Here is a 14,763-nt window from a genome sequence, read left to right on the forward strand (position 1 = left end):
AAACGTTATCACCATCGTCTCCCAGCGAGTAGGGCCACGATCGACCGTACGATCGACCGTGTCGCAAACTTGACCTGACATTTGAGAATACGGGCATTGACATCGGGCATACCGTTGCGCATGGTTTTCGGGAGAACGATTTCCCAGCCGGCGTCACCGTCACGCCGATCCGGGTCTCCGCCACCGCAGGGTCCCCGCCCTGCGGCCGGGGACGTACCGGTGTGCCCGCCGGCTCCGGCGCCCTCCACGGGGCCGCCGCCCGGGGGGCCGACTCACCACCGTTCAGCTGAGCGAAGGGGCTCTACCGTGCCTACAAAGATCATCCTCGACTGCGACCCCGGGCACGACGATGCCATCGCCATGCTGCTGGCACACGGCAACCCCGACATCGAGCTGGTCGCCGTCACGACCGTGGTCGGCAACCAGACGCTGGAGAAGGTGACCCGCAACGCCCTGTCCGTGGCGCGCATCGCCGGCATCACCGGTGTGCCCTTCGCCGCCGGCTGTCCGCGCCCGCTGGTGCGGGCCATCGAGAACGCCCCGGACATCCACGGCGAGACCGGGCTCGACGGACCGGTGCTGCCGGAGCCGACGCTCGCCCTGGACCGGCGGCACGCCGTGGACCTGATCATCGACACCGTGATGTCCCACGAGCCCGGCGAGATCACCATCGTCCCGACGGCGGGCCTGACCAACATCGCCATGGCCGTGCGCAAGGAGCCCCGGATCGCCTCCCGGGTCCGCGAGGTCGTGCTGATGGGCGGCGGCTACCACGAGGGCAACTGGAGCGCGGTCGCCGAGTTCAACATCATCATCGACCCCGAGGCCGCGCACATCGTCTTCAACGAGAGCTGGCCGGTCACCATGGTCGGCCTCGACCTGACCCACCAGGCGCTGGCCACCCCCGAGGTGATCGAGAAGATCGCCGCCGTCGGCACCGCCCCGGCCCGGTTCGTCCTGGAGCTGCTGGACTTCTTCGGCGCCACCTACCGCGAGGCGCAGGGCTTCGAGCACCCGCCCGTGCACGACCCGTGCGCGGTCGCCTATGTGATCGACCCCAGCGTGATGACGGTGCGCCGCGCCCCGGTGGACATCGAGCTCACCGGCGGGCTGACCCTCGGCATGACCGTGGCGGACTTCCGGTCGCCCGCCCCGGCCGACTGCCACACCCAGGTCGCCGTCAAGCTCGACCACGAGCGGTTCTGGAACCTCGTCGTGGACGCCCTCAAGCGGATCGGCGACGTCCAGGCATGAGCACTCCCACCATCGAGCGCCCCGGCGGCGCCACCGCCGGCCGCGGCACCCGGGTCGGGGTGCTGCTCGCCGCCCTCCTCGCGGCCTGCGTCGCCTTCCAGCTCAACGCGAGCATGCTCAGCCCCGCGCTGAAGAGCATCCAGGACTCCTTCTCCGCCAGCTCGGCCGAGATCGGGCTCACCCAGACCGCGTTCTTCACCTCGGCGGCCCTCTTCTCGCTCTTCCTGCCCCGACTGGGCGACATCATCGGCCGCCGCCGGGTGCTCACCGGCATGCTGGCGATGATGGTGATCGGCTGCGTGGTCTCCGCGCTGGCCCCCAATGTGACCGTGCTGTTCATCGGGCGCCTCATCCAGGGCGCCTCGGGACCGGTCGTCCCGCTCTGCCTGATCATGCTGCGGGTCGAGGTGAGCGAACCCAAGCGGTACGGCACCCTGCTGGGCGCCATCACCGCCGTCAACGGCGGCATCGCCGGGGTCGACGCCCTCGGCGGCGGCTACCTCGCGGACCACTACAGCTTCCGGGCCGTCTTCTGGGCCATGGCCGTCGTGGCGGCCATCGCCACGCTGCTGGTCGCCGTCATGACCCCCGAGTCCAAGGCGGCGGTCGCCAGCCGGATGGACTGGCCGGGAGTGGCCTTCCTGGTGGTGTCGGTCGGATCGCTGCTCATCGCGCTCAACGAGGCCGGCAAGCTCGGCGACGCCAACTGGACGCTGGTCGCGGTGCTGACCGTCGTCTGCGTGATCGCCTTCGGGCTGTTCTGGCGCGCCCAGGAGCGCAGCAGGCACCCGCTGGTCGCCACCCGGCACCTCAAGCAGCGCGGCACCTGGGCGACCCTGCTGACCACCCTGCTCACCATGACCGGTGTCTTCGCCGTGATGAACGGGCTGATCCCCGCGTTCGCCCAGGACGCGCAGGCCGGACTCGGCATGTCCGCCGAGTCGTCCGCCTGGTGGACGCTCACGCCGTACGCACTGGCCGGGCTCGCCATGGGCCCGTTCGCCGGGCGGCTCGCCGCCACCTACGGCTACCGCCGGGTGCTGCGGTTCGGGCTGGTCGGGGCGGTGCTGGCCGTGGTGCTGACCATCCTCACCCTCGGTTCGCACTCGCACGCGATGCTGCTGGTCTGCTCGCTGCTGGTCGGTCTCACCTACGCGGGCGTGGGCAACATCGTGCTCAACGGCCTGGGCATCGTGCTCTCGCCCGATGACAACCCGGGCTTCCTGCCCGGCCTGAACGCGGGCGCGTTCAACCTCGGTGCGGGCCTCAGCTTCGCGCTGCTGTACGCGGTCCAGACGGCGGTCGCGCCCGCCGACCCGACGTCGGCCACCGGATACACCGGCGGCATGATCGCCGGTGTCGTCATCATGGCCGTCGCCATCGGGACGTCGTTCCTGATCCCGAAGCCGGTGGAGGCGGAGGCAACGGAGTGAGCCCTCCGGTACGGGCCCGGGGATGCGACCCCCGGGCCCGTACCGGCTCACCCCTTGTCCGCCCGCAGCTCGAACCAGACCGCCTTGCGGTCGCCCAGCGGCTCCCACCCCCAGCGCTCCGCGAAGGCGTCCACCAGCCGCACCCCCCGTCCGCTGACCGGCACCCGCCCGTCCTCGACCCACCCCTCCACCGCGCCGCCGCCCTCTGCGGCGGGCTCCCCGGGCTCCCCGAGCGCGTGGTGGTCGCCCGGCATCAGCCGGGGCCGGTGCCGGCTGCTGTCCAGCACCTCCACCCGCAGCACGTCCCCGTCCAGCCGCGCCGTCAGCTCCACATCGCCGCCCGCGTGCAGCACCGCGTTGCTCAGCAGCTCCGCCGCCAGCAGCTCCGCGTCCCCGGCGATGGAGTACAGCCCCCACTCGACCAGCCGCCGCCGCAGGCCGCGCCGCGCGTCCGCCAGCCCCCGCAGGTCGCCGGCGGCTATCCGCCAGTCCGCCGCCAGCGGCGGCGCCGCGTCCGGGTCGGGGGTGCGCAGCACCAGCAGCAGCGCGATGTCGTCCTCCCGCGCGGATCGGGCCGCCGCAGGTCCGGCCACCCGGTCGGCCAGCCGCTGCACCCCGTGCCGCCGGTCGGGCAGCCCGGCGGCGTCGTCGGCCCCGGCGGAGGCGGCCCAGCGCTGGAGCAGCCCGGCCAGCTCGGCCACCGCCGCGCCGTACTCCTGGTCCCGGCTCTCCACCAGGCCGTCGGTGTGCAGCAGCAGCAGGGCGCCGGGCGGCAGCACGATCCGGCTGACCGGGTACTCCTCGGCGGGGTCCAGGCCCAGCGGCAGCCCGCCGGGCACCTCCAGCTCGCCCGCCCGGCCGTCGGCGCCCAGCAGCAGCGGGTGCGGATGGCCGGCCCGCACCACGTGGGCGGTGCCGTCGAGCGGGTCCAGCTCGACGCAGCAGCAGGTGGCGAAGAGGTCGGTGTCCATGCCGCAGAGCAGCCGGTTGGTACGGCTCATCAGGGTCGCCGGGTCGTGCCCCTCGGCCGCGTACGCCCGCAGCGCGATCCGCAGCTGGCCCATCACCGCCGCCGCCCGGGTGGAGTGCCCCTGCACGTCCCCGATCACCAGGCCCACCCGGCCGTCGGGCAGCGGCAGCACGTCGTACCAGTCGCCGCCCACCTCCATGCCCTCCGAGCCGGGCAGGTAGCGGGCCGCGACGGCGAGGCCGGGCAACTCGGGCAGCCGCCGGGGCAGCATCACCCGCTGGAGTTCGGTCATCCGCCGCCGCTCCTGGTCGAAGAGGCGGGCCCGCTCCAGCGACTGGGCGAGGATGCCGGCCAGCGCGGTGTAGAGGGTGCGGTCGTCGGCGCTGAAGCGGTGCGGCCGGCTGAAGGCGATCTGGCAGGTGCCGACCGTCCGGTCGGCGGCGGTGAGCGGCAGCACCGCCCAGGCCCGCTGGCCGGGCTCCTGGTGGTGCGGGGGGTCGGGGAAGGCGGCGGCGTACGCGTCGGGCTGTTCGAAGAAGAGCGGCGTACCGGCGGCCAGCGCCCGGGACATCGGGGAGCGCACCCCCCGGTCGAGCGTACGCAGCCGCTCGCGCGCCGCCTCGCCGTACCCGGCGGCCCCCGCAAGGCGCAGCAGGCCGCCGTCGTCCAGGTGCACCACCAGGGCGTCGGCGCTCAGCGCGGGCAGCGCGGTGCCGGTCATCACCGACACCACCTCGTCCACGGTGGATGCCTGGGACAGGGCGCGGGTCACCTGCATGATCAGCCGCTCGCGGGCTCGCTGGGCGTCCTTGGCCGCCTGCTCGCGCTCCTCGCGCCGCTGCTGCTCGGTGCAGTCGTGCGCCACCCCGACCATCCGCACCGGGTGGCCGAGGGCGTCGGAGACCACCCGGCCCTTGGCGTCCACCCAGCGCACCTCCCGGTCGGGGCGGACGATCCGGTACACCGCCCGGTAGTCGCCGCGCGCCGCGATGGCCGCCGCCTGGCTCTTGCGCACCAGCTGCCGGTCGTCGGGGTGGATGGCGTTCATGAAGGTCTCGGCCCGCTCGTCGAAGGCGGCGGGCTCCAGGCCGAAGATCCGGCAGAGCCGCTCGTCCCAGATCAGGGTGTTGCTGTGCAGCTCCCAGTCGAAGGCGCCGGTGCCGGCGGCCGACATGGCCAGCTCCAGCCGGGCGGCGCGGGCCTGGGCGTCCAGCATCCAGATCGCGCGGCTGCCGCCGGGGCCGCCGGGGCGGGTGTGGGAGAGCAGGTACTCCAGCCGGTGCGCGCAGACGGCGGTCATGGTGGCGAGCGCCGCGCGGTCGGTCTCGTCGAACGCCCAGGGCCGGTCCAGGCCGATGAAGATCGAGCCCAGGCAGCGGTCGTCGGCCAGCAGCGGGACGGCGACGAAGGAGACATTGCCGCTGTCCATCTTCACCACGCTGGGGAACGCCTGGTGGTGGGCCTCGGTGGGGGCGTACACGGGCTGCCGGGTGCGCACCACCCGGGCGATCGGCAGATCGTGGTCGGGCGGCAGCAGGCGGCGGTCGGTCAGCAGGTGCGGCTCCACCCCGAGAGCGGCGGCCAGGCGCAGCCAGCCGTCGTCCTGCACCAGGTAGACGGCGCCGGCGCGGGCGCCGATGTCGGCGAGGCCGGCGTGGACCAGGGTGTGCAGCAGGGTGTTGGGGTCGGTGCAGGAGAGCAGCCGGGTGATGGCGTCGTACCGGTTGCGCTCACCGCCCTTCGCCATGGTGCGCCTCGCCCTTTCGCAGATGTCCGTGTTCCAACGATTTCATCCGTATATATGGCATTCACATCATATGGGCGGCTGGCGATCTCCACAGAATGGTTGTATGGTCACAATGATTAAGCGTCCACAACTATCGAGGTGCTCTCCGTGCCAGAGCTCAGCCGTCGGCGGCGCGTGCTCATCCTGGCGATCTGCTGCCTCAGCCTTTTCATCGTCGGGTTGGACAACACGGTGGTCAACATAGCGCTGCCGGCCATCCGCACCGATCTGCGGGCCCAACCGTCCGGCCTCCAGTGGGTGATCGACGCCTACACCCTGGTGCTGGCCGCGCTGCTGATGCTCTCCGGCTCCACCGCCGACCGCATCGGCCGCCGCCGCACCTTCCAGACCGGACTGCTGCTCTTCGTCCTCGGATCACTGCTGTGCAGCCTCGCCCCCGGTCTCGGCTGGCTGATCGCCTTCCGCGCCCTCCAGGCCGTCGGCGGCTCCATGCTCAACCCGGTCGCCATGTCGATCATCACCAACACCTTCACCGACCCCCGCGAACGCGCCCAGGCCATCGGCGTCTGGGGCGGCGTGATCGGCATCAGCATGGCCCTGGGACCGGTCCTCGGCGGCCTGCTGGTCGACACGGCCGGCTGGCGCTCCATCTTCTGGATGAACGTCCCCGTCGGACTGGCCGCCCTGGCCCTCACCGCCGTGTACGTCCCCGAGTCCCGCGCCCCGCACGCCCGCCGCCTCGACCCGGTCGGCCAGCTGCTGGTCATTGCGCTGCTCGGCTCCCTCACCTACACCGTCATCGAGGGCCCGGGGCGCGGCTGGACCTCGCCCGCCATCCTCACCCTCGGCTGTGTCGCCGTCGCCTCGCTGGCCGGCTTCCTGCTCTGGGAGCGGCGCCGTACGGAACCCCTGATCGACCTGCGCTTCTTCCGCAGCGTCCCGTTCGCCGGGGCCACCGTCACCGCCGTCTGCGCCTTCGCCGCGCTCGGCGGATTCCTCTTCCTCAACACCCTCTACCTCCAGGAGGTCCGGGGGTACGACCCGGTGACGGCCGGCCTGTGGACGCTGCCGATGGCCGCCCTCACCCTGGTCTGCGCCCCGCTGTCCGGCCGCATCGTCGGCCGGCGCGGCCCCCGGCTGCCGCTGCTGCTCGCCGGAGCGGCGATGACGGTCAGCGGCCTGCTGCTCAGCACGCTCACCGCCCACTCCTCGGCGGCGCTGCTGCTCACCGCGTACGCCCTGTTCGGGCTCGGCTTCGGCATGGTCAACGCCCCCATCACCAACGCCGCCGTCTCCGGCATGCCGCGCGACCGGGCCGGGGTCGCCGCAGCGGTGGCCTCCACCAGCCGCCAGCTCGGCCAGTCGCTCGGCGTCGCCGTCATCGGCACGGTGGCGGTCTCCGCCGTCGCCGGGCCGTTCGCCACCGGCTTCCCGGCGGCCAGCCACGCCGCCTGGTGGATCGTCGCGGGCTGCGGCGTCGTGGTACTGCTGCTCGGTATCATCTGCACCACCCGCTGGGCGGGGCAGACCGCCGCAGAGGTGGCGACCCGGCTCAACCCCGACCTCCGGAAGGCGCCGGTCCGCACGTGATGTACACCGACGACCGCGCCGCCGGCGCCGAGCACTCCCAGACCGCGACTGCGGTCCGGGTCTGGCAGAACCTGCGCGCCCTGGTGCTGGAGCAGCACGACCGCCGCAAGGACGTGATGGACGCGCTGGGCATGAGCTTCGCCCGGATCAAGGCGCTGCGCCGCCTGGCCGCCCGGCCGATGACGCTGCGAGCCCTGGCCGCCGAGCTGGCCGTCGACGCCCCGTACGCCACCGTGATCGTCGACGACCTCGCCCGGCGCGGACTGGTCGAGCGCAGCCCGCACCCGGACGACCGGCGCGCCAAGATCGTCACCGTCACCGGGCCCGGCCGGGCGGCGGCGACCGAGGCGGAGCGCATCCTGGGCGAGCCCCCGGCCGCGCTGCTGGCGCTGGACGCCGAGGAGGCGGCCGCCCTGGACCGGATCGTCGGCAAGCTGCTCGCGCACGGCTGACCGGCTGGCCACCTGACCGCCTGGCCGCCGCTTCACCGGCTTCCCGGCCGTTCGGCAGGCGCCCACCGGGACCGGGGGCAGCGGTCGGCCGGCGCCCGCGTCACCCCAGGGCGATCCGGGCGTGCACGCCCTTGCCGCCGACGCCCGGCACGATCCGGACGTGCCGGCTGACCGCGAAGACGATCTCCAGACCGTGCTGGCCGATCCGCAGCGCGTCATGGCTGCGCGGCCGGGGCAGCGCCGGTTCGGTGTCCCAGACGGCGACCTCCACGCAGTCCCCGGTGATCGTCAGATCGAGCCGGCAGGGCCCGGGTGCGTACTTGCTCACATTGGCCACCAGCTCGCTCACCACCAGCTGCACGGTCTCCACCGTGCCGGCCGTGACCTCGGCCCCGGCGGCGCTCCGCACGTGCTCCAGGAATCCGGCGGTGAAGCGCCTGGCCGCCGCGCTGGTACCGGGCCGGCCGTCGTAGCCGGCCCGCCAGCGGAGCGCGCCCTGGTGCTGTTCCTCCGGCGGCAGGGTCTGAGGCACCGGGACACCTGCCTTCCTGCGGTCTGCGTTCCCACCCGCTCTGACCGGGGCGGGCCACTGGACCGCATACCCCCGCCACCACGGGTTCAGTCCAGCCGGCCGGCCGGTGCGATCACCGGCGCCGACCCGGCCGCCGCCGACCGTACGGCGGCGGCCACCGGCCCGGTGGCCGCGCCCCCGGCCGTGGGCGCCGCCTTCCACCAGGTGGCCCGCCGAAGCACGGTTGCGGGGATACCGGTAGTCTTCGCGGTCGCACAGCCGCGACACCGCCGGCCGTCCCGGGGCGACCGCCGTTGCCCCGGGGGCCTTGGTTCGGCGGCCCCGGACCGGGCCGCTGCGGACCGCCGTCGGCGCAAATTGCGATGCCGTGGTGACGGCCGTGTGGTTGTCTTTGCAACTGTCCCGTAGTCGCGGCGTCCTGACCGACCCGGTTCTGCCGCCTCACAAGGAGATGACGGATCATCACCGCCATACGCACGACCGTACGCACCTCGATCGCCACCGTCGGCTGCGCCGCCCTGATCGCTGCCGGAACAGCCGCCTGCGGAACCGTACAGCAGCTGACCGCCGCACAGAAGGTGCAGGGCGCGATCCAGAAGCTGACCGAGGGCCGGGCACTGACCACCCGGCTGACGGTGGACGCGGACGCCGACCAGATCATCGCCTTCGACCAGGAGACGGACAGCGGTGAGACGATCGAGCGGGCCGACGCCAAGAAGCTGGCGGGCCTGAAGATCTCCGTCGCGGTGAGTGCGGACAAGCCGCTCAAGGACGTCGAGACGCTCAAGTCCCTCGGCTCGACCGCCGACCTCGAGGCGCTCCAGGCGGACAAGGGCATCGACTTCGCCGTCAGCCTGAACGGCGGCGACGGCCGCAAGGCCCTGGAGCTGCGCCAGGTCGCGGGCACCGCCTACGCCCAGGTGGACCTGGACGTGGTGGGCGACCTGGTCGGGGACAGTGCCACCTTCGAGCAGCTGCACGAGATGAGCGGCCAGCTGCCTCCGGAGCTGGCTGTGCTCAAGGCGGCGCTGGACGGCAAGTGGGTGTCGATCGACAACAAGGCGGTACGGAAGCTCACCGACACCGTCAAGGAGCAGGGCGGCGCCGACATCCTGCCGAGCGCCGAGCCCTCGCTGAACGCCGCCACCGGCAACAAGCTGCTCAGCGCGATCAGCGGCGTCTTCTCCCGCAATGTCACCTTCGACGACAAGGGCCAGCAGGACGGCGCCGACCTCATCGTCGTCTCCGCCCCGGCCCGCACCATGGCGGACGACCTGCTGAAGGCGCTGCGGCCGGTGGCCAAGGACATCCCCGGACTGGCGGGCAAGCTGCCCAGCAGCGCCCCGAGCGACACCCCGGACCGTACGCTCTCGGCCGACCTGCGGATCAAGGACGGCGCGCTGGCCTCGATCACCGTCGACCTCGCCCAGTTCGAGGAGAAGCAGGGCAGCGCCCACCTGCCGATCACGCTCTCCTTCGACCGGTCGGCGGACGCGGTCCAGGCCCCCGAGGGCGCCGTGCCGGTCACCCCGGAGGCCATCGACGCCATCGTCAGCATGGCCGCCGAAGGCGACGAGGAGTAACCCGGCCGGGCAACCGGTCGGAGGGGCACGGCGCACCGGCGCGCCGTGCCCCTCCGACCGTCCGGTCAGCCGCCCGGCGCATCGGCCCCGGCCGAGCGGCTACCATGGTCCACACGGCGGACGAGCCGGCCGGGCGGTCGCGACGGGTCTTCGGGCCCGCCGAGGAACGTCCGGGCTCCACAGGGCAGGGTGGTGGGTAACGCCCACCCGGGGTGACCCGCGGGACAGTGCCACAGAAAGCAGACCGCCGGGGGCTTCGGCCCACGGTAAGGGTGAAACGGTGGTGTAAGAGACCACCAGCGTCCGGGGTGACCCGGACGGCTCGGTAAACCCCACCCGGAGCAAGGTCAAGAGGGGGTGCCTCCGGGCACCCTGCGCGGATGATCGAGGGCGGCCCGCCCGAGTCCGCGGGTAGACCGCACGAGGCTGTCGGCAACGGCAGCCCTAGATGGATGGCCGCCTCCCCGGGCGCCGCAAGGCCCCCGGGAGACAGAACCCGGCGTACAGGCCGACTCGTCCGCCGCCTGAGCCCCCGACCAGCCCGGGGCCCTCCCCGCAACGTCCGAGCAGGGCCCCGGGGCTGGTGTGACGGCTACCTGGCCCACCTGGACGGCGAGGTCGAAACGGACGGTCCCCGAAGCGCCGGCCCTGGACGAATGAGTCCGGAGTCGGGGCTTCACTGGCGGTCGCTGAGGCCGGCGACCACGGCGGCCAGTCGGCCCATGGCGTGGGCCACACCGAGCCCGTCCACGTAGTCGCGGACATGCACGATCCGGCCGTTGCGGACCCGGATCACCAGGAGGCTGGGAAAGCTGAAGGACTCGCCGGTTGTGGTCACGATCCCGGTGACGACCTGCTCGACGGTGATCACCTCAGAGTCGATGCTCTCGTGCACGCCGACTTCGCGGATCTCCTGCGGTTGCGCCGGGCTTGTGCCCCAGGCCGCTCGGTAGCCAGAGCGGACCTCTTCGCGGCCCTGGTAACACGCGGGCATGCCAGGGAAAAGGAAAGGGGACTCGTGGACGGCGTCGACCGCGTACAGATCGGCCAGGTCGTCCGCGGACTTGTCGAGCATCGCCCGCTGGTAGCGGGCCAAGACCTCACGAGGGCCGGGGCTGGCGGAGGTTGTGTCCGGCATGGCGCTTGGGCTCCGTTCGGTCAACGCGCGGCTGAGCCCTCTTGAGCGACAGGCCGAGACTTCAGGCGTGGGATGCGGCGAGGGCCCCCAAGGTCCGGTTGTGACGCCCGACTTGGAGACCCTCTTGACCGCACTCTACGTGAAGATCGAAGACGAGATCGGAGGAACGCGGTGGCTGGGGCGACCGCCCCAGCTCAGTGACTCCGAACTCGTCTGCCTGGCGGTGGCCCAGGCCCTACTCGGCTACCACTCCGAGGCGCGGTGACTGCGCTTCGCCCGTAAGCGCCTGTCTGACCCCTTCCCGTACCTCCCCCCCCAGCAATCCGGCTACAACAAGCGCCTGCGGGCCGCACTGCCGCTGGTCAAACGAAGACATTCGAGCGAGACCTCGCCGAGCTCGGCATCGAGCTGCTTCGACCCTCGCGCAAGCGCGAGAAGAAGCGTTACGGCGAGCCGATGCTCAACAAGGCCCGCCAGCTGATCGAGTCGGTCAACGACACCCTCAAAGAGCAGCTTGACCTGGAACAACACGGCGGACGGACCTTCGAGGGCGTCGCAATCCGGGTCGCCCAGCGCGTCCTGGCGATGGCCGTCGGCATCTGGCACACAAGACCGGCGCACCAGTCACCCGCTCGTTGGTCGCCCTTGACCACTGATCATATCGGACGCATTCGTCTAGTAGGACGGGTCTCATCACGAGATCATCCGTAACTGTCAGAGGCTTCACGTAGCCTCGTGAGGCGTGACAGCACCGCTGACTGGCGGGGCCGACCGCCTGCGCTTCCATGCTCCACATCGGCGAGATGATGGAGCAGAGGCGGTGGTTCATGTCGCCGGACCGGATAGGGGAGTTGGGTGGACGAGTTCGACTACGCCGCTGCGATCACGCACGCGCGGGAGCATCTGAGCCTCTTGGGCGTGACCGCTGAGGCTGGAAATCTGGCCAACGCCGCGGCAGTCGGCATCACCGAGTTCGTCTGGCGCAACGGACCCATCGAAGACGCTCATGCGGGGGTGAGGGGGCGGCGCAACAAGCTCCATGACGGTGTCATGTTCGCGCGCAACACTTGGGTCTACCACCAGGCACTCGAAGCAGTGAACAGCACCGAACAGTACGCGCTGCTGCGGTTTGAGAAGCGCATCCTCGACCGAGAATTCATCTGGCCTGGCACGTCTGGCACGTTGACGCAGTTCGGGTACGGTGCGCTTGGCGAGATCAAAAAGCACGCCAAGAAGTGCATTGATTACTTGAGGTATTTGCAGAAGACTTTCGAACGTGAGGAGTTTCTGCTCCTGGCCGCGTTGCGTGGCTTCGGAGCTAGCGACCATTTCGGGATGCCCGCGTGGGAGCTGCGCGTGTGTGCTGCCATGGGCCGCCTTCGCGGACAGGACCCCGAATTCGTCGAGCGCCTCAAGACTGACTATCAGATCGACTTTTCTGATCTGCTGGGACGGGCCCCGGCCATCGTCCATGACGACCTGCCCGAAGTGGAGCGAGCACTCCTGAATGCCCCGTACGACCTGGGAGCTGAGGCACTGGACTGGTTTGCCTGGAACCCCGTGCTCGAGCGGAACCTCTGAGATTTGAGTCGAGGCGGCCTGCCGCTCAGGGGGAACGCTCGTTGGCGCGCATGGATCGCCAGGGGCGTTCTCTGCCTCTCCGTCCCGGGAGCTGGCGGGAGCTCTGCCTGCCCGGGTTCGTGGATGCGTTCTTCGGGTGGGCCAGGCCGTGTATCTCCGAGCGGTGCAAGGTGCGATAGGTGGTGGCCCGAGAGAAGGAAGAGGTGGTCCCCCATGCTGCGGTAGGACCCGCTCGGCTGATCACGCTCCGGTGGTGCCGCAGCACTAATCGAAATCGGCTGGCGAGGATGTACGTGGGGCGCGACTGAGTGTCACGGGTGATGCCGGTTGGGGGGATTGTCGGCGGTGCGGTCCCGGGGAGTCGCCTCCACGGCGCGCATTGATCGTGTGCGATCACTCATGGGAGCACCTGTTCTCGGTAACACTGCTGCAAAGCCACCGGGCCTGGGTCGGCGCCCCGGCCGTCGGCACGCAACACGCGCCCGGACGAGCTTCGCGCTGGCTGCGGTTACCGGAAGCGGGTGACGTAGCGGCGCTGCCAGGGGGTCTCCGCCGCGTGTGGGGTGTAGTGGCGGCGGACGTAGGCGACGGCTTCGGTGGCGGGTACTCCGTCCAGTACGGCGAGGCAGGCCAGTGCGGTGCCGGTTCGGCCCCGGCCGCCGTTGCAGGCGATCTCGACGCGTTGGGTGGCGGTGCGTTTCCATGCCTCGCGCAGTGCCTCGTCGGCGGCGGTGCGGTCGGCCGGCAGTCGGAAGTCCGGCCAGCGGAGCCAGCGCGCTTCCCAGGGGACGGGCGGCGGTTCGCGGCTCAGCAGATACAGCGCGAAGTCGGGTAGCGGCCCCGCCGGCAGTGGACGTCTGAGCCCCCGGCCGCGCACCAGCCGCCCCGAGGGCAGCCGCAGCACCCCGGCTGCGGTGGGCTCCCAGGCGGCGGTCACAGTCCGAGAGCGTAGCCGGGTACGCGAGTACCTTGACCGCACCCGGAGTGATCCGCCGTCGGGCGGGCCGGGCCGGGTGTTGCCGGGCTCCCGTCACGTTCCGGGGGGGCGGCCCCGGGCCGCCGCGCTTGCCGGCGTGCCGAGGCGTGGTGATCCGGGGTGCTGCCGAGCGTGGCTGGGGGCCGGGTCAGGTGTGGGGGCGGTAGAGGTAGGGGGTGGTGGTGCTCAGCGGGAGGAAGCCCAGTCGGCGCAGGATGGGGCTGCTCTGGTCGGAGGCGTCGACCTGGAGGTAGCGGTAGCCGCGCTCGGCCGCGAGCTTGGCGCGGTGTGCGACCAGGGCCCGGTAGATGCCCCGGCCGCGCCAGTCGGGGAGGGTGCCGCCGCCCCAGAGGCCGGCGAAGCCGGTGCCCGGGTAGAGCTCCAGCCGCGCCGCGCACACCGGCAGCTCACCGGCCATGACGACGACCACGGCCACCATGTCCGGTGCGTCGGTCAGCTGGGTGAGCAGCCGCTGCCTGAGCTGGGGGCGGCCCCCGCCGAACACCTGCTCGTGCACGTCCGCCACCAGGTCCACCCCGGCCGCGTCGACCACCGGCCGCAGTCGGAGGCCGTCGGGCAGCTCGGCGTCGGTGGGCAACTCGCTGACCTGGGCGACCATCAGTGTCTCGGCCGGTTCCGAGGTGAAGCCGGCCGCCCGCAGCCGCTCGCCGAGGTCGGTCGGCCGGTCGTGGGAGTACAGCTTCCATTCGAACTCCCGGCCGAGTGAGGTGAAGTACCGGATCTGCTCCGCGATGGCCGCGTCCGCCGTGTCCCCGTTCGCCGTGTCCCCGTCCGCCGTGTCCCAGTCCAGGCCCGACCAGAGGACGCCGCTCCACCCCTGCTCCGTCCCGATCTGCCGCACCACGCCGCCCAGCCGCTCGACGCGCGCCCCCGGCCCGTCGGCCACCGCGCCCTTGCGCATCCGCTGGTCGTACTCCGCCAGCACCGCTCTCTGATCCATCGGCCCAGCTCAGCACCGGTCTGCCGGTACGACAACCGAATTTCTCCCGGCAGCCCGGACTACGCTCGAAGGTACGGCATCGCGCGTCGGTCACCGGCCTGGTGAGGCGTGGAGGTGCCCGTGCGACGCCTGTGGAGGTGTTCCACTGTGTCTGTCGACCTGAATCACACCATCGTCCATTCCCGGGACAAGCGGGAGTCCGCCGAGTTCCTGGCCCGCATCCTCGGCCTGGAGGTCGGTGCCGAGTGGGGCCCGTTCCTACCGGTGGCCACCGGCAACGGGGTCACCCTGGACTTCGCCACCGCCGACGGGCCGGTCAGCTCGGAGCACTACGCCTTCCTCGTCACGGACGGGGAGTTCGACGCGGTGTTCGACCGGATCGAGCGGGCCGGGATCACCTACTACGCCGATCCGCACCGGGCGCAGCCGGGCGAGATCAACCACCGCTACGGCGGGCGCGGGCTGTACTTCCTGGACCCGTCCGGTCACGCCATGGAGGTCATCACCCGTCCGTACGGCAGTCACCCGCAGTAGCCGGGCGCCCCT

General features: G+C 71.7%; 13 protein-coding genes, 1 other RNA gene and 1 pseudogene. 9 read left to right on the top strand and 6 right to left on the bottom strand.

The window, feature by feature from the left end; all coding sequences use genetic code 11:
• Nucleotides 1-306 precede the first annotated feature (306 nt).
• Complete coding sequence (locus tag ACIQGZ_RS16105; protein WP_402602292.1) at nucleotides 307-1,254, top strand: nucleoside hydrolase; 948 nt, start codon at nucleotides 307-309, stop codon at nucleotides 1,252-1,254.
• Nucleotides 1,251-2,687: an MFS transporter gene (locus ACIQGZ_RS16110; protein WP_402602293.1), complete on the top strand. Its 1,437-nt coding sequence runs from the start codon at nucleotides 1,251-1,253 to the stop codon at nucleotides 2,685-2,687. The genes ACIQGZ_RS16105 and ACIQGZ_RS16110 overlap by 4 nt, the downstream gene beginning before the upstream one ends.
• A 47-nt stretch (nucleotides 2,688-2,734) precedes the next feature.
• On the opposite strand, the gene ACIQGZ_RS16115 is transcribed toward ACIQGZ_RS16110, so the two are convergent.
• Nucleotides 2,735-5,404 (bottom strand): SpoIIE family protein phosphatase, encoded by a 2,670-nt coding sequence (locus ACIQGZ_RS16115; RefSeq protein ID WP_402602295.1) that lies wholly within the window; start codon nucleotides 5,402-5,404, stop codon nucleotides 2,735-2,737.
• 147 nt (nucleotides 5,405-5,551) lie between these two features.
• Between ACIQGZ_RS16115 and ACIQGZ_RS16120 the strand changes: the two genes are divergently transcribed.
• Together ACIQGZ_RS16120 and ACIQGZ_RS16125 are read left to right on the top strand one after the other, a co-directional pair.
• Nucleotides 5,552-6,994 (top strand): MFS transporter, encoded by a 1,443-nt coding sequence (locus ACIQGZ_RS16120; protein ID WP_402602297.1) that lies wholly within the window; start codon nucleotides 5,552-5,554, stop codon nucleotides 6,992-6,994.
• Nucleotides 6,994-7,446: a MarR family winged helix-turn-helix transcriptional regulator gene (locus tag ACIQGZ_RS16125; RefSeq protein WP_402602385.1), complete on the top strand. Its 453-nt coding sequence runs from the start codon at nucleotides 6,994-6,996 to the stop codon at nucleotides 7,444-7,446. The genes ACIQGZ_RS16120 and ACIQGZ_RS16125 overlap by 1 nt, the downstream gene beginning before the upstream one ends.
• A gap of 100 nt (nucleotides 7,447-7,546) precedes the next feature.
• On the opposite strand, the gene ACIQGZ_RS16130 is transcribed toward ACIQGZ_RS16125, so the two are convergent.
• Both ACIQGZ_RS16130 and ACIQGZ_RS16135 read right to left on the bottom strand, forming a co-directional pair.
• Nucleotides 7,547-7,978, bottom strand: a complete 432-nt coding sequence (locus ACIQGZ_RS16130) for an ATP-binding protein (RefSeq protein ID WP_402602298.1) — start codon at nucleotides 7,976-7,978, stop codon at nucleotides 7,547-7,549.
• A gap of 86 nt (nucleotides 7,979-8,064) precedes the next feature.
• The gene (locus tag ACIQGZ_RS16135; RefSeq protein ID WP_402602300.1) at nucleotides 8,065-8,199 is read right to left on the bottom strand and encodes a hypothetical protein; all 135 of its coding nucleotides are present in this window, start codon (nucleotides 8,197-8,199) and stop codon (nucleotides 8,065-8,067) included.
• Between the two features lie 357 nt (nucleotides 8,200-8,556).
• Between ACIQGZ_RS16135 and ACIQGZ_RS16140 the strand changes: the two genes are divergently transcribed.
• Together ACIQGZ_RS16140 and rnpB are read left to right on the top strand one after the other, a co-directional pair.
• A complete protein-coding gene (locus tag ACIQGZ_RS16140; protein ID WP_402602302.1) occupies nucleotides 8,557-9,561 on the top strand; it encodes a hypothetical protein in 1,005 nt (334 codons plus the stop codon).
• A gap of 121 nt (nucleotides 9,562-9,682) precedes the next feature.
• An RNA gene (gene rnpB / locus ACIQGZ_RS16145) (RNase P RNA component class A) lies at nucleotides 9,683-10,081 on the top strand.
• Nucleotides 10,082-10,237: 156 nt separating this feature from the next.
• Here rnpB and ACIQGZ_RS16150 read toward each other — a convergent pair.
• A complete protein-coding gene (locus tag ACIQGZ_RS16150; RefSeq protein WP_402602303.1) occupies nucleotides 10,238-10,699 on the bottom strand; it encodes a nuclear transport factor 2 family protein in 462 nt (153 codons plus the stop codon).
• 100 nt (nucleotides 10,700-10,799) lie between these two features.
• Between ACIQGZ_RS16150 and ACIQGZ_RS16155 the strand changes: the two are divergent.
• Nucleotides 10,800-11,355, top strand: a pseudogene (locus ACIQGZ_RS16155) (hypothetical protein).
• Between the two features lie 199 nt (nucleotides 11,356-11,554).
• The gene (locus tag ACIQGZ_RS16160; RefSeq protein WP_402602305.1) at nucleotides 11,555-12,280 is read left to right on the top strand and encodes a hypothetical protein; all 726 of its coding nucleotides are present in this window, start codon (nucleotides 11,555-11,557) and stop codon (nucleotides 12,278-12,280) included.
• 508 nt (nucleotides 12,281-12,788) lie between these two features.
• Here ACIQGZ_RS16160 and ACIQGZ_RS16165 read toward each other — a convergent pair.
• Both ACIQGZ_RS16165 and ACIQGZ_RS16170 read right to left on the bottom strand, forming a co-directional pair.
• On the bottom strand, nucleotides 12,789-13,217 hold the full coding sequence (locus tag ACIQGZ_RS16165) for a protein-tyrosine phosphatase family protein (protein ID WP_402602306.1): 429 nt from the start codon (nucleotides 13,215-13,217) through the stop codon (nucleotides 12,789-12,791).
• Between the two features lie 187 nt (nucleotides 13,218-13,404).
• Nucleotides 13,405-14,217 carry a GNAT family N-acetyltransferase gene (locus tag ACIQGZ_RS16170; protein WP_402602307.1) on the bottom strand — a complete coding sequence of 271 codons (813 nt, stop codon included), beginning with the start codon at nucleotides 14,215-14,217 and terminating at the stop codon, nucleotides 13,405-13,407.
• A 147-nt stretch (nucleotides 14,218-14,364) separates the two neighbouring features.
• Here ACIQGZ_RS16170 and ACIQGZ_RS16175 point away from each other — a divergent pair, with 147 nt between their 5' ends.
• The gene (locus ACIQGZ_RS16175; protein ID WP_402602309.1) at nucleotides 14,365-14,751 is read left to right on the top strand and encodes a VOC family protein; all 387 of its coding nucleotides are present in this window, start codon (nucleotides 14,365-14,367) and stop codon (nucleotides 14,749-14,751) included.
• The last annotated feature ends 12 nt before the right edge of the window (nucleotides 14,752-14,763 follow it).

This window comes from Streptomyces sp. NPDC092296 (assembly GCF_044755465.1).
Taxonomy (GTDB): Bacteria; Actinomycetota; Actinomycetes; order Streptomycetales; family Streptomycetaceae; genus Peterkaempfera.

Bases quoted from the DNA above. Each gene is read 5' to 3' on its own strand.
- ACIQGZ_RS16110 (WP_402602293.1), top strand. From the start codon at position 1,251: ATGAGCACTCCCACCATCGAGCGCCCCGGCGGCGCCACCGCCGGCCGC.
- ACIQGZ_RS16115 (WP_402602295.1), bottom strand. From the start codon at position 5,404: ATGGCGAAGGGCGGTGAGCGCAACCGGTACGACGCCATCACCCGGCTG.
- ACIQGZ_RS16125 (WP_402602385.1), top strand. From the start codon at position 6,994: ATGTACACCGACGACCGCGCCGCCGGCGCCGAGCACTCCCAGACCGCG.
- ACIQGZ_RS16150 (WP_402602303.1), bottom strand. From the start codon at position 10,699: ATGCCGGACACAACCTCCGCCAGCCCCGGCCCTCGTGAGGTCTTGGCC.
- ACIQGZ_RS16170 (WP_402602307.1), bottom strand. From the start codon at position 14,217: ATGGATCAGAGAGCGGTGCTGGCGGAGTACGACCAGCGGATGCGCAAG.